Origin of the sequence: Citrobacter sp. XY323 (assembly GCF_025106035.1) — a bacterium.
Lineage (GTDB): Bacteria > Pseudomonadota > Gammaproteobacteria > Enterobacterales > Enterobacteriaceae > Citrobacter > Citrobacter braakii.
Genome location: NZ_JANYUK010000013.1, coordinates 298,978 through 311,104, shown reverse-complemented (window position 1 = coordinate 311,104; position 12,127 = coordinate 298,978). Strand labels below are relative to the sequence as shown.

Annotated in this window: 15 protein-coding genes; 2 read left to right on the top strand and 13 right to left on the bottom strand. The window is 52.4% G+C overall.

The genetic code is table 11. The annotated features are described in order from the left end of the window. From N0B36_RS18880 to fkpA, 9 genes are all read right to left on the bottom strand, one after another. The coding region (locus N0B36_RS18880; RefSeq protein ID WP_000031655.1) for a GTP-binding protein at nucleotides 1-176 on the bottom strand (176 nt) is incomplete at its 3' end. A gap of 69 nt (nucleotides 177-245) precedes the next feature. Continuing rightward, nucleotides 246-2,360 carry an elongation factor G gene (gene fusA, locus N0B36_RS18875; protein ID WP_016154762.1) on the bottom strand — a complete coding sequence of 705 codons (2,115 nt, stop codon included), beginning with the start codon at nucleotides 2,358-2,360 and terminating at the stop codon, nucleotides 246-248. A gap of 96 nt (nucleotides 2,361-2,456) precedes the next feature. Continuing rightward, on the bottom strand, nucleotides 2,457-2,927 hold the full coding sequence (rpsG, locus tag N0B36_RS18870; RefSeq protein ID WP_016154763.1) for a 30S ribosomal protein S7: 471 nt from the start codon (nucleotides 2,925-2,927) through the stop codon (nucleotides 2,457-2,459). A gap of 95 nt (nucleotides 2,928-3,022) precedes the next feature. Then, nucleotides 3,023-3,397, bottom strand: a complete 375-nt coding sequence (gene rpsL / locus N0B36_RS18865; protein ID WP_003023654.1) for a 30S ribosomal protein S12 — start codon at nucleotides 3,395-3,397, stop codon at nucleotides 3,023-3,025. Between the two features lie 125 nt (nucleotides 3,398-3,522). Next, nucleotides 3,523-3,810, bottom strand: coding sequence for a sulfurtransferase complex subunit TusB (gene tusB / locus N0B36_RS18860; RefSeq protein ID WP_016154764.1), 288 nt, complete (start codon nucleotides 3,808-3,810; stop codon nucleotides 3,523-3,525). Nucleotides 3,811-3,817: 7 nt separating this feature from the next. Then, on the bottom strand, nucleotides 3,818-4,177 hold the full coding sequence (gene tusC / locus N0B36_RS18855) for a sulfurtransferase complex subunit TusC (protein ID WP_016154765.1): 360 nt from the start codon (nucleotides 4,175-4,177) through the stop codon (nucleotides 3,818-3,820). Continuing rightward, entirely contained in the window at nucleotides 4,177-4,563 is a 387-nt protein-coding gene (gene tusD, locus N0B36_RS18850) for a sulfurtransferase complex subunit TusD (RefSeq protein ID WP_016154766.1), read from the bottom strand. The genes tusC and tusD overlap by 1 nt, the downstream gene beginning before the upstream one ends. Next, nucleotides 4,563-5,285, bottom strand: a complete 723-nt coding sequence (locus tag N0B36_RS18845; RefSeq protein WP_003023643.1) for a transcriptional regulator — start codon at nucleotides 5,283-5,285, stop codon at nucleotides 4,563-4,565. The genes tusD and N0B36_RS18845 overlap by 1 nt, the downstream gene beginning before the upstream one ends. Nucleotides 5,286-5,452: 167 nt before the next feature. Then, the gene (fkpA, locus tag N0B36_RS18840; protein WP_200080271.1) at nucleotides 5,453-6,271 is read right to left on the bottom strand and encodes an FKBP-type peptidyl-prolyl cis-trans isomerase; all 819 of its coding nucleotides are present in this window, start codon (nucleotides 6,269-6,271) and stop codon (nucleotides 5,453-5,455) included. 232 nt (nucleotides 6,272-6,503) lie between these two features. Between fkpA and N0B36_RS18835 the strand changes: the two genes are divergently transcribed. Beyond that, the gene (locus tag N0B36_RS18835; RefSeq protein ID WP_003023639.1) at nucleotides 6,504-6,722 is read left to right on the top strand and encodes a protein SlyX; all 219 of its coding nucleotides are present in this window, start codon (nucleotides 6,504-6,506) and stop codon (nucleotides 6,720-6,722) included. 49 nt (nucleotides 6,723-6,771) lie between these two features. On the opposite strand, the gene slyD is transcribed toward N0B36_RS18835, so the two are convergent. The 4 genes from slyD to kefG all read right to left on the bottom strand — a co-directional run bounded on the left by slyD (nucleotide 6,772) and on the right by kefG (nucleotide 10,037). Next, the gene (gene slyD, locus N0B36_RS18830; RefSeq protein WP_003023634.1) at nucleotides 6,772-7,377 is read right to left on the bottom strand and encodes a peptidylprolyl isomerase; all 606 of its coding nucleotides are present in this window, start codon (nucleotides 7,375-7,377) and stop codon (nucleotides 6,772-6,774) included. 94 nt (nucleotides 7,378-7,471) lie between these two features. Next, nucleotides 7,472-7,672, bottom strand: coding sequence for a YheV family putative zinc ribbon protein (locus N0B36_RS18825; protein WP_016154768.1), 201 nt, complete (start codon nucleotides 7,670-7,672; stop codon nucleotides 7,472-7,474). 8 nt (nucleotides 7,673-7,680) lie between these two features. Then, complete coding sequence (gene kefB / locus N0B36_RS18820) at nucleotides 7,681-9,486, bottom strand: glutathione-regulated potassium-efflux system protein KefB (protein WP_259688808.1); 1,806 nt, start codon at nucleotides 9,484-9,486, stop codon at nucleotides 7,681-7,683. Continuing rightward, nucleotides 9,486-10,037, bottom strand: a complete 552-nt coding sequence (kefG, locus tag N0B36_RS18815) for a glutathione-regulated potassium-efflux system ancillary protein KefG (protein ID WP_200080332.1) — start codon at nucleotides 10,035-10,037, stop codon at nucleotides 9,486-9,488. Before kefG ends, kefB begins: the two co-directional genes overlap by 1 nt. Before the next feature lie 132 nt (nucleotides 10,038-10,169). On the opposite strand from kefG, the gene N0B36_RS18810 reads away from it, so the two are divergent. Then, nucleotides 10,170-12,071 (top strand): ABC transporter ATP-binding protein, encoded by a 1,902-nt coding sequence (locus N0B36_RS18810; protein WP_047358155.1) that lies wholly within the window; start codon nucleotides 10,170-10,172, stop codon nucleotides 12,069-12,071. Nucleotides 12,072-12,127: the final 56 nt, after the last annotated feature.

Below are 12,127 nucleotides of genomic sequence, written 5' to 3'. Positions count from 1 at the left end.
CGAGCTTTTTCTTCCGGCGCGTTATCGATCTGGTCGAATGCACGAGCAGCACCGCCGTAGGTTTTAGCCAGTACGGTGGTGATTGCAGCGGTCAGGGTAGTTTTACCGTGGTCAACGTGGCCGATGGTGCCGACGTTAACGTGCGGTTTTGTACGTTCAAATTTTTCTTTAGACACGGCTATATTCCTTACTATAGTGCTCTCCCCTGGGGAGAGAGCACGGGACTTAGGTTTTAATCCTGTGGCTTATTTACCACGGGCTTCAATAACGGCCTGAGCAACGTTGTTCGGCGCATCGTCGTACTTCAGGAACTCCATGGAGTAAGAAGCACGGCCTTTGGTCAGAGAACGCAGCTGGGTTGCATATCCGAACATTTCAGACAGCGGAACTTCAGCATGGATAACAACGCCAGTGACGTTGGATTCCTGACCACGAAGCATACCACGACGGCGGCTCAAGTCACCGATTACGTCACCGGTGTTCTCTTCCGGAGTCTCTACTTCAACCTTCATGATAGGCTCAAGCAGAACTGGTTTCGCTTTCTTAAAGCCATCTTTGAAGGCGATAGAAGCGGCCAGTTTAAACGCCAGCTCAGAGGAGTCAACGTCATGGTAAGAACCGAAGTGCAGACGCACGCCCAGATCAACAACCGGGTAACCAGCCAGCGGGCCAGATTTCAGCTGTTCCTGGATGCCTTTATCAACGGCCGGGATGTATTCGCCAGGAATTACACCACCTTTGATGTCGTTGATGAACTCGTAGCCTTTCGGGTTTGAACCCGGCTCCAGCGGGTACATGTCGATAACAACATGACCGTACTGACCGCGACCACCAGACTGCTTAGCGTGTTTACCTTCGATATCGGTAACTTTCGCGCGAATCGCTTCACGGTAAGCAACCTGAGGTTTACCGACGTTCGCTTCAACGTTGAATTCACGCTTCATACGGTCAACGATGATGTCGAGGTGCAGCTCACCCATACCGGCGATAATGGTCTGGTTAGATTCTTCGTCAGTCCAAACGCGGAATGACGGGTCTTCTTTAGCCAGACGGCCCAGAGCCAGACCCATTTTTTCCTGGTCAGCTTTGGTTTTCGGTTCTACCGCGATGGAGATTACCGGCTCAGGGAATTCCATACGCTCCAGAATGATCGGGTGATCCGGGTCACACAGAGTGTCACCAGTGGTCACGTCTTTCAGACCGATAGCAGCAGCGATATCGCCCGCGCGAACTTCTTTGATCTCTTCACGTTTGTTAGCGTGCATCTGTACGATACGGCCAAAACGCTCGCGTGCAGTTTTCACTGAGTTCAGGATGGTGTCACCGGAGTTAACCACACCAGAGTACACGCGGAAGAAGGTCAGGTTACCCACGAACGGGTCGGTAGCGATTTTGAATGCCAGAGCAGCAAACGGCTCTTCATCGCTAGCATGACGCTCAGCCGGAGTATCTTTACCGTCGTCCAGAATACCGTTGATCGCAGGTACGTCGACTGGGGATGGCAGGTAATCAATTACCGCATCCAGCATCGCCTGAACACCTTTGTTCTTGAACGCAGAACCACAGGTTACCAGGATGATTTCGTTGTTCAGAACGCGCTGACGCAGAGCTTTTTTGATCTCTTCTTCAGTCAGTTCTTCACCACCCAGGTATTTCTCCATCAGCTCTTCTGAAGCTTCCGCAGCGGACTCGATCAGGTTCTGGTGCCATTCTTCAGCCAGTTCCTGCATGTCAGCCGGGATATCTTCATAAGTGAAGGTTACGCCTGCATCTTCTTCGTTCCAGTTGATGGCTTTCATTTTCACCAGGTCAACAACACCGGTGAACGCTTCTTCAGCGCCAATCGCCAACTGCAGCGGAACAGGGTTCGCGCCCAGACGGGTTTTGATCTGACCAACAACTTTCAGGAAGTTCGCACCCATACGGTCCATTTTGTTAACGAACGCAATGCGTGGAACTTTATATTTGTTTGCCTGACGCCATACGGTTTCAGACTGAGGCTGAACACCACCAACTGCGCAGTAAACCATTACTGCACCATCAAGCACACGCATGGAACGTTCTACTTCGATAGTGAAGTCAACGTGCCCCGGGGTGTCGATGATGTTTACGCGATGCGGTTCATACTGCTTAGCCATACCAGACCAGAATGCAGTAGTCGCTGCGGAGGTGATAGTAATACCACGCTCCTGCTCCTGTTCCATCCAGTCCATGGTGGCTGCGCCGTCATGAACTTCACCGATTTTATGGTTTACACCGGTGTAGAACAGAATACGTTCGGTAGTAGTGGTTTTACCGGCGTCGATGTGCGCACTGATACCGATGTTACGGTAGCGCGCGATGGGTGTTGTACGAGCCATTTGATTCCTCGTTTATCTTTTAGGCGTTCAATTTAAGTAGCCCAAAGCGGGCTGCTTACTAGAAGCGCCCGCCTGGTGACTAAAACTCCGAAGGGATTACCAACGGTAGTGTGCGAACGCCTTGTTGGCTTCTGCCATACGGTGAACGTCTTCACGTTTCTTAACTGCAGTACCTTTGTTTTCTGCAGCATCAGAAAGTTCGTTCGCCAGGCGCAGAGCCATGGATTTATCACCGCGTTTACGAGCAGCTTCAACGATCCAACGCATTGCCAGGGCATTACGGCGAACCGGACGGACTTCAACTGGAACCTGATAAGTAGAACCACCAACGCGGCGAGACTTAACTTCGACAGTCGGACGCACGTTTTCAAGGGCTACTTCAAAAGCTTCCAGGCCATCTTTACCAGAACGCTGAGCCAGGGTCTCCAGCGCGCTGTATACGATGGTTTCTGCAGTAGATTTTTTACCATCTACCATCAGGATATTTACAAATTTAGCCAGCAGCTCTGATCCGAACTTAGGATCCGGCAGAATTTTACGCTGACCAATGACGCGACGACGTGGCATGGGAATACTCCGTTGTTAATTCAGGATTGTCCAAAACTCTACGAGTTTAGTTTGACATTAATATAAAACGTTTGGCCTTACTTAACGGAGAACCATTAAGCCTTAGGACGTTTCACGCCATACTTGGAGCGTGATTGCTTACGGTCTTTAACGCCGGAGCAGTCAAGCGCACCGCGAACGGTGTGGTAACGAACACCCGGGAGGTCTTTTACACGACCGCCACGGATCAGGATCACGGAGTGCTCCTGCAGGTTGTGACCTTCACCACCGATGTAGGAAGTCACTTCAAAACCGTTAGTCAAACGCACACGGCATACTTTACGCAGTGCGGAGTTTGGTTTTTTAGGAGTGGTAGTATATACACGAGTACATACGCCACGTTTCTGCGGGCATGCTTCCAGTGCAGGCACGTTGCTCTTTGCAACTTTGCGTGCGCGTGGTTTGCGTACCAGCTGGTTAACTGTTGCCATTAAATAGCTCCTGGTTGTAGCTTTCGCTTCGTAAACACGTAATAAAACGACCTCATACAATATGAGGACGCAGAATTTTAGGTCGGTGTCGAAAAGGTGTCAAGAAATATACAACGATCCCACAATTACCAGGACATCTGGCTGGGATGCTTCACCGTAAGTCTGACGAAGTCAGTATAGCTAACCCTGACGACACTGTCTGAAATTTGACCACCTAAGCCGCGAGCTTTAATGTCTTCTTCCAGTACATAGACCTTAATGGAGGCATTTTGCAGACTTTCAAGGAAACGGCTTCCTTCTATTGCCGCGGTCACGCCATCCTGAAGCAATAAAAGTTCATCGTCTTTACCAATCAGGCGAAGAAGAGAGGAGAAATCGGTAAGCCACGCGGAACGATGTAATGTGTGCAGCATGAGTATCTCAAAACCTTAAAATGACGTCATAGTTGCCTAGCTCACGGCGTAAATCTTCCGGTTCCAACGCTGTCGCATCGACCACAAAATTATCCCCCTGCTGGAGGCCCCGCTCGCGTAATGAGGCGGCACAAAGCCAACATTGATCGATATCGTACAACCCTAACAGCTTGAAGGTTGCGATATAGTCGCGAGCCAGCACGACATCCGGCTGTTGTCCCTGGAGGATTTGAAAAACGCCATCGCCGATAAAGAATACGCCGAGGTCTTCCGTTAATGCCGATGTCGCCAGTAAGGCATCTAACCCTTCGCGGCCAGACGAACTGCCATGCGGCACGGTAGAAAAGACAAAAGCAACACGTTTCATTAAAACTGCACCACGCGATCGCAGGTCAGGGATGCCTCAGCCAGCGAACCCAGCCCGCTGAGGTTAAAACCTGATTGTAAATTAGCCCCTGCCAGTCCCAGTCGCTTCGCTTCTGTTTCATCAACGACGCCGCGACGCAACGCCGCAGCTACGCAGATATTCAGCGTCACGCCATGCTGCTGGTTCAGCTGTTGCCAGGCCCGCACCAGATCATATTCATCACTGGCGGGCGAAGTCAGGAAGTTGGCGTTATACACACCTTCACGATAGAAAAAGACGCTGCATAGCTCATGCCCTTCTTTGAGTAACGCATGAGCAAATTGCAACGCGCTGCTCGCCTGCTGCGTGCCATAAGCTGGCCCCGTCACCATAATGGCAAAACGCATTACTTGTCTTGCCCCTGGAAATCGCCGCTTTTGAACTGACGAATATAGAGGTAAACCGTGTGCTTGGAGATGTTCAGCCGATCGGCGACCTGGTTAATGGCATCTTTAATATCGAAGATACCTTTCTCATACAGATTCAGGACAATCTGGCGATTCTTGGCATTGTTGGAAACATTACGATCGGCATTCACTTCTTCAATCGTGAACTCCAACGTTTGGGTAACCAGGTCTTCCACCGAAGAAGCGAAGTTAACGGCAGAACCCACTTCCGGGGTTTCCGGTGGGATAAAGGTATTCATTATCTGCGAGAATGGAACATCAAGGTTCATGTTGATGCACAGCAGACCAATCACGCGATGCTCACGGTTGCGAATGGCAATCGTCACCGACTTCATCAAGACACCGCTTTTCGCACGTGTGAAGTAACACTTCGACACGCTGCTATCCGCACCCGTCATATCATGCAGCATACGCAACGCAAGGTCAGTAATCGGCGAGCCAATTTTGCGGCCCGTGTGTTCACCGTTAGCAATGCGGATGGCCGAGCATTTCAAATCCTGCAAAGAGTGCAATACGATTTCACAATGGGAACCAATGAGCATCGCCAACCCGTCCACAACCGCTTCGTAGGATTTGAGGATATCGAAATCGGTTTGATCGAAAGGACGTTGATCCAGTAAATCTAGCTCACTGGTTTCGTTGGTTAAAAGCGACCTGGACATGAAAAAAAGCACTCCTTTTCAGGAGCCTGTCGTTATGTTGTCAGGGCAGGCTCATCACTATTATAGGGGCATCTAAAGTAATACAGCGCACAAGGCGCTTTCCAGTATTAATTATATCCTGTCGATAATAAAAAACCGCCGCCCTGTGGGCGGCGGTGTCTGGTTACTTACTTTTTGCTGCTGTCCGCAGCTTTAGCTGCCGGTGCAGCATCTGGCTGCGCATCGGTTTTCGGTGCCGGTTTGATGTCTAACAGTTCAACATCAAAGACCAGCGTAGAGTTAGCCGGAATGCCCGGTACGCCGGTTTTGCCGTAAGCCAGATCCGGCGGGATAACCAGCTGGATTTTGCCGCCTTTCTTGATGTTTTTCAGGCCTTCGGTCCAGCCAGGGATAACACCGTCAAGACGGAAAGAGAGCGGCTCACCGCGGGTATAAGAGTTATCAAACTCTTTACCATCAATCAGTGTACCTTTGTAGTTGACTACCACGGTATCGCTATCTTTCGGTGCAGCGCCGGTACCTTCTTTCTCTACTTTATAGACCAGACCAGTAGAAGAGGTTTTAACGCCCTTCTCTTTAGCAAATTTCTCGCGGTAAACTTTACCTTTGGCTTCATTGTCAGCCGCGTCTTTTTCCATTTTCGCCTGAGCGGAGCTCTTCACGCGTGCTTCAAACGCCTGCAGAGTTTGTTCGATTTCCTGGTCAGACAGTTTGCTCTTGTCTGCAAACGCATCCTGAACGCCAGCGATCAACTGATCTTTATCCAGTTTGATGCCCAGTTTTTCCTGCTCTTTCAGAGAGTTTTCCATATAACGACCCAGGGACGCGCCCAGCGCGTAAGCGGCTTTTTGGTCGTCATTCTTGAATGCTGCTTTGCTGTCAGCAGTAGCGGCTGGTTTCGCAGCGTCAGCAGCGAAGGTGATCGGGGCATGCAGAGCAACAGCCATTGTGGTCGCCAGCAGCGTTACTTTAAACAGTGATTTCATCCATATCTCCAGGGCCGGGGCATCTCACCCCAAGGTTAGCTAACATAAAAATGTACTATAAAGCGTTGCAGAACAAATCAACATACGGGCACGCCCTATTATCACCACTTTTCAGACTCTTTTTGTTTAAATTAGTTTCGTGACCGAAGATTGAGTGCTGTGCAAACAGGCAAAGTTAAGTAGAATTCGCCGCAGTCCGCGATCTGCCGGAGAAAAAAGAAAGAGGTGAATCATGCAGGATACAACAATGGAAACTCGCCTGGCTGAACTGGAAAGTCGCCTGGCATTTCAGGAGATAACCATTGAAGAGCTCAACGTGACGGTGACCGCGCATGAACTGGAAATGGCAAAACTCCGCGACCATCTGCGTTTATTGACGGAGAAGCTCAAGGCCACGCAGCCGTCCCACATCGCGTCGCAGTCTGAAGAGACCCCGCCGCCACATTATTGAGACATAAAAAAAGCGGGATATTCCCGCTTTTTTTTATGCCGTATAACGATTAGTGGCAACCGCAACCGCCGCCGTTACCTTTACCGCCACCGCCGCAGCAGCCTTCGCCACCGTGCTCGTGACCATGGTCGTGACCGTGACCACCGCAGCAACCGTCATGACCGTGGTCATGATCGTGGTCGTGACCGTGCGCACCGTGAACGTGGCCGTGAGCCAGCTCTTCTTCGGTCGCTTCGCGGATAGCGACAACTTCTACGTTGAATTTCAGATTCTGGCCAGCCAGCATGTGGTTACCGTCAACCACCACGTGGTCGTCTTCCACTTCGGTAATTTCTACCGGTACTGGCCCCTGGTCAGTTTCAGCCAGGAAACGCATGCCAACCTGCAGTTCGTCAACGCCCATGAAGACGTCTTTAGGAACGCGCTGCACCAGGTTTTCGTCGTACTGACCGTATGCGTCGTTTGCGCCAACAGCAACATCGAATTTGTCGCCAACTTCATGACCGTCCAGCGCTGTTTCCAGGCCAGAAATCAGGGAACCGTGACCATGCAGGTAGTCCAGCGGTGCACTCACCGGAGACTCATCAACCAACACACCGTCTTCTGTACGTACCTGATAGGCCAGGCTGACCACCAGGTCCTTTGCTACTTTCATGATATCTCCTGAGCATGGAAAGAATAGTGGCGCAGATTGTAGCGGAATTCTGCACCCGTGTACCCTCTAGCTTAAAAAAAGCTGCGCCATATCGCTAGTCCGGATGAAAAATCCCGATCACTTGCTCTTCTTTGCGAACGTGCTCGCGCGCCTCTTTATCGGCTTCCCGCATCTGATGACCGCACTTAACACACTCAACAATATCGATATTATTTTCGCGCCACATCGCCAGCGTATCCTGCGCCTGGCAGGACGGACATTTTGCGCCTGCGATAAAACGTTTACGAATTGCCATGGTTACCTCTACTGAAATTCATCCCAACCATCCAGCTGACGTCGCTCTTGCTGCATCTCTCGTTGGAAAATCTCCTCAAGCTCGCGCCGGGCTTCCCTGGCTCGGGAGATTTGTACCGTATCCGTGTGCATGGGGATCAGTTCCCGCAACATGCGCATATCCAGCCGCCGAAAATGCAGCTGAGCGCGCTGAGCCTGGTGCGGATGCATCCCTAGCGTAACCAGCGTTTTTCGCCCTAACTCCAGCGCACTGGAAAACGTTTCGCGGGAAAACTGCGTCACACCAGCCTGTAATAACTCATGCGCCTCTACACGTCCGCGCGCACGCGCAAGAATATGCAAATGCGGAAAATACTGTTGGCACAGCTCCACCAGCTTCATAGTGTCTTCAGGTTCATTACAGGTAATAACAATAGACTGTGCGGCTTCTGCACCCGCGGAACGCAACAGATCCACCTGCGTGGCATCACCGTAATAGACCTTATAGCCATATTTGCGCATTAGATTCACTGCGCTGATATCTCTTTCCAGGACGGTAATACGCATTTTATTGGCCATCAACAGACGACCAATAACCTGACCAAAGCGCCCGAAACCCACCACAATCACCTGCGGTTTATCATCTTCCACCCAGGGTTTTTCATCTTCTTCATCCGTGCCGTTAAACTGGCGGGAGAGCCATTTATCAATCAACTTCATCACCAGCGGCGTGGTCATCATCGACAGCGTGACGGTCACCAACAACAGCGCCATTTGGTCACCCTGGAACAGCCGTTGGGAAGAGGCCGTTGAAAACAGCACGAAAGCGAATTCACCGCCCTGACTTAAAACCCCGGCAAACTGCATCCGTTCTGAGCTTCTCATGCCGTTAAGACGCGCCAGTACATACAGCACCAGCATTTTTACGACCACCAGCACTATCACGCTCGCCGCCACCCACAAAATATGGGTATAGAGCACGCCAAGGTTAAGCGACATACCTACGGAGATAAAAAACAGGCCAAGCAACAGGCCTTTAAACGGATCGATTGCCGTTTCCAGCTCATGTCGGTATTCGCTTTCCGCCAGCAGAACGCCCGCGATAAAGGTCCCCAGCGCCATCGACAGACCCAGCGCATCCATAAATAAAGCAGAACCCAACACTAACAGCAGCGTGGCGGCGGTGAACACTTCCCGCACGCCAGAATCCGCAATAAAGCGGAAAACCGGACGCAGCAAATAACGCCCACCTATCAGCATGCCGGCAAAGGCCAGCACCTTCATCCCCACTTTGATCCAGTCAAAATGTTCGTCAGCAGACCCCGCCAGCAGCGGAACCAGCGCCAACGCGGGGATCACCGCCAGATCCTGAAATAGCAGCACCGAAAAGCCCAGTTGTCCGGATTCACTGCGATTCATGCCTTTTTCGCGCATCAACTGTAGCGCCATAGCGGTCGATGACATCGCCAGACCAATGCCGCCAACCACTGCCGCCTGCCAGGAGAACGCTGTAAGCATCAGTAGCCCTGCCAGCACGACCGCACTTAGCATCACCTGCGCGGCGCCGACGCCAAAAATTGAACGCCGCAATTGCCACAGTTTGGCTGGATTAAGTTCCAGCCCAATGATGAACATCAGAAAAACTACGCCCAGTTCGGAAAAGTGTAAGATTTCATCCACGTCGCTGATGAACCCTAATCCCCATGGGCCAATAGCAATCCCCGCCAGCAAGTAACCCAGCACCGGACCGATACCCAGTTTTGAGGCCAGAGGAACGGCAGCCACCGCCGCGAAGAGGAACAACACGCCGGCTGTCAATAAATCAGAACCTTCCATCAGCGGCCTCCCACAGGGATCGGATTCGTCAGCCAGTCACCATACGCTTTCGCATGGCTGTCCAGCTCCTGCTTCGTTTGCCGTCTGGCCCAGTAGACAATGATAGGGCTCATCCAGTGCATGCGGCACATACCGGCCGTTAGCTCAAAAGGGCGCAGTACATCGCTCATTGGATAACGGTTTAGCGCGTCATAGCGGTAGGCGCTTTCCGGCTCTCCGGTAGTGATAACGCTCCGCCAGTACTTTCCCGCCAGTTGATTCCCCCCGGGGCCGCTGGCAAATCCTCGGCTCAGTACGCGGTCAAGCCACTCCTTTAACAACGCCGGGCAGCTATAGGTGTAGAGCGGATGCTGAAAAACAATCACATCATGCTCGCGCAGCAGCGCCTGCTCATGCGGAATGTCGATAAAAAAGTCAGGATAGTGCGCGTACAGGTCGCGCACGGTAACATTGCTGAGCTGCATGGCCGGTTTAAGCAGTACCCGGTTCGCGACCGAGTCCTGAGATTCCGGATGGGCATACAGCAGCAAGACTTTCGCTGGCTGGAACATCATCCCCCTCCCGGTTTTGTCTTTTGTCTATTTTCGACGTTTTGGGCTACCATTGCGCCTCGGTGCGGCAAATGGCCCACACATTACATTATCATAATGATAAATTAACATAGTCTGAACATACGGCGCCTTATGATTGTTTTCTCATCGTTACAAATTCGTCGCGGCGTGCGCGTCCTGCTGGAAAATGCCACGGCCACCATTAATCCAGGGCAGAAAGTTGGCCTGGTAGGTAAAAATGGCTGCGGTAAATCTACCCTGCTGGCATTGCTGAAAAATGAACTTAGCGCCGACGCCGGAGGATTTACCTATCCGGGAAACTGGCAGCTCGCGTGGGTTAATCAGGAAACGCCTGCGTTGCCACAGCCGGCGTTGGAGTATGTGATTGACGGCGACCGCGAGTATCGTCAACTGGAAGCACAGTTGAACGATGCCAACGAACGTAACGATGGACACGCCATTGCCACCGTCCATGGCAAGCTGGATGCCATCGACGCCTGGACTGTGCGCTCACGCGCCGCCAGCCTGCTGCATGGCCTCGGCTTCTCCAACGAACAGCTTGAACGTCCCGTCAGCGATTTCTCCGGTGGCTGGCGTATGCGTCTCAACCTGGCTCAGGCGCTGATTTGCCGTTCAGACCTGCTGCTGCTCGATGAACCGACCAACCACCTCGATCTCGACGCGGTGATCTGGCTGGAAAGATGGCTGAAAAGCTATCAGGGCACGCTGATTTTGATCTCCCACGACCGCGACTTCCTCGACCCGGTGGTGGATAAAATTATTCATATCGAACAGCAAACGATGTTCGAGTACACCGGCAACTACAGCGCGTTTGAAATCCAGCGAGCGACCCGCCTCGCACAGCAACAGGCAATGTACGAAAGCCAGCAGGAGCGCGTGGCGCATCTGCAAAGCTATATCGATCGTTTCCGCGCTAAAGCCACCAAAGCAAAGCAGGCGCAGAGCCGTATCAAAATGCTGGAACGCATGGAGCTGATTGCCCCTGCGCACGTGGACAACCCGTTCCACTTCAGCTTCCGCGAGCCGGAAAGCCTGCCGAACCCGCTGTTAAAGATGGAAAAGGTCAGCGCCGGCTACGGCGACCGCGTCATTCTCGATTCGATCAAACTGAATCTGGTACCGGGGTCTCGCATCGGCCTGCTCGGACGCAACGGCGCGGGTAAATCTACGTTGATTAAGCTGCTGGCCGGCGAACTGGCCCCCATCAGCGGCGAGATTGGCCTGGCAAAAGGCATCAAGCTGGGTTACTTCGCACAGCACCAGCTGGAGTTTTTACGCGCCGATGAATCACCTATTCAGCACCTGGCGCGCATGGCGCCGCAGGAGCTGGAGCAGAAACTGCGAGACTACCTCGGCGGATTCGGCTTCCAGGGCGATAAAGTCAGCGAAGAGACTCGCCGCTTCTCCGGTGGTGAAAAAGCGCGTCTGGTGCTGGCATTGATCGTCTGGCAGCGCCCGAACCTGCTGCTGCTTGATGAACCGACCAACCACCTGGATTTGGATATGCGTCAGGCGCTGACCGAAGCGCTGATCGATTTCGAAGGCGCGCTGGTTGTAGTCTCGCACGACCGTCACCTGATTCGCTCCACTACCGATGACCTCTATCTGGTGCACGACAAGAAAGTCGAGCCGTTTGATGGCGATCTTGAGGATTATCAGCAGTGGCTGAGCGATGTGCAAAAACAGGAAAACCAGAGCGACGAACCGGCAAAAGAGAGCGTTAACAGCGCCCAGGCACGTAAAGACCAGAAGCGTCGCGAAGCTGAACTACGCACCCTGACGCAACCGCTACGTAAAGAGATTACCCGTCTGGAAAAAGAGATGGAGAAACTGCACGCACAGCTGGCACAGGCGGAAGAAAAACTCGGCGATAGCGAGCTGTACGACCAAAGCCGCAAAGCCGAACTCACGGCATGCTTGCAGCAGCAGGCCAGTGCGAAATCCGGACTGGAAGAGTGCGAAATGGCCTGGCTGGAGGCTCAGGAACAGCTTGAGCAGATGCTGGCCGAGTAATCATGAGTGCCGGATAAGGCGAAGCCGCCATCCGGCACTATAGCCGATGATTGCCT

Coding starts and splice junctions, on each gene's coding strand:
- fusA (WP_016154762.1), bottom strand. CDS start 2,360: ATGGCTCGTACAACACCCATCGCGCGCTACCGTAACATCGGTATCAGT.
- rpsG (WP_016154763.1), bottom strand. CDS start 2,927: ATGCCACGTCGTCGCGTCATTGGTCAGCGTAAAATTCTGCCGGATCCT.
- rpsL (WP_003023654.1), bottom strand. CDS start 3,397: ATGGCAACAGTTAACCAGCTGGTACGCAAACCACGCGCACGCAAAGTT.
- tusB (WP_016154764.1), bottom strand. CDS start 3,810: ATGCTGCACACATTACATCGTTCCGCGTGGCTTACCGATTTCTCCTCT.
- tusC (WP_016154765.1), bottom strand. CDS start 4,177: ATGAAACGTGTTGCTTTTGTCTTTTCTACCGTGCCGCATGGCAGTTCG.
- tusD (WP_016154766.1), bottom strand. CDS start 4,563: ATGCGTTTTGCCATTATGGTGACGGGGCCAGCTTATGGCACGCAGCAG.
- N0B36_RS18845 (WP_003023643.1), bottom strand. CDS start 5,285: ATGTCCAGGTCGCTTTTAACCAACGAAACCAGTGAGCTAGATTTACTG.
- fkpA (WP_200080271.1), bottom strand. CDS start 6,271: ATGAAATCACTGTTTAAAGTAACGCTGCTGGCGACCACAATGGCTGTT.
- N0B36_RS18835 (WP_003023639.1), top strand. CDS start 6,504: ATGCAGGATACAACAATGGAAACTCGCCTGGCTGAACTGGAAAGTCGC.
- slyD (WP_003023634.1), bottom strand. CDS start 7,377: ATGAAAGTAGCAAAGGACCTGGTGGTCAGCCTGGCCTATCAGGTACGT.
- N0B36_RS18825 (WP_016154768.1), bottom strand. CDS start 7,672: ATGGCAATTCGTAAACGTTTTATCGCAGGCGCAAAATGTCCGTCCTGC.
- kefB (WP_259688808.1), bottom strand. CDS start 9,486: ATGGAAGGTTCTGATTTATTGACAGCCGGCGTGTTGTTCCTCTTCGCG.
- kefG (WP_200080332.1), bottom strand. CDS start 10,037: ATGTTCCAGCCAGCGAAAGTCTTGCTGCTGTATGCCCATCCGGAATCT.
- N0B36_RS18810 (WP_047358155.1), top strand. CDS start 10,170: ATGATTGTTTTCTCATCGTTACAAATTCGTCGCGGCGTGCGCGTCCTG.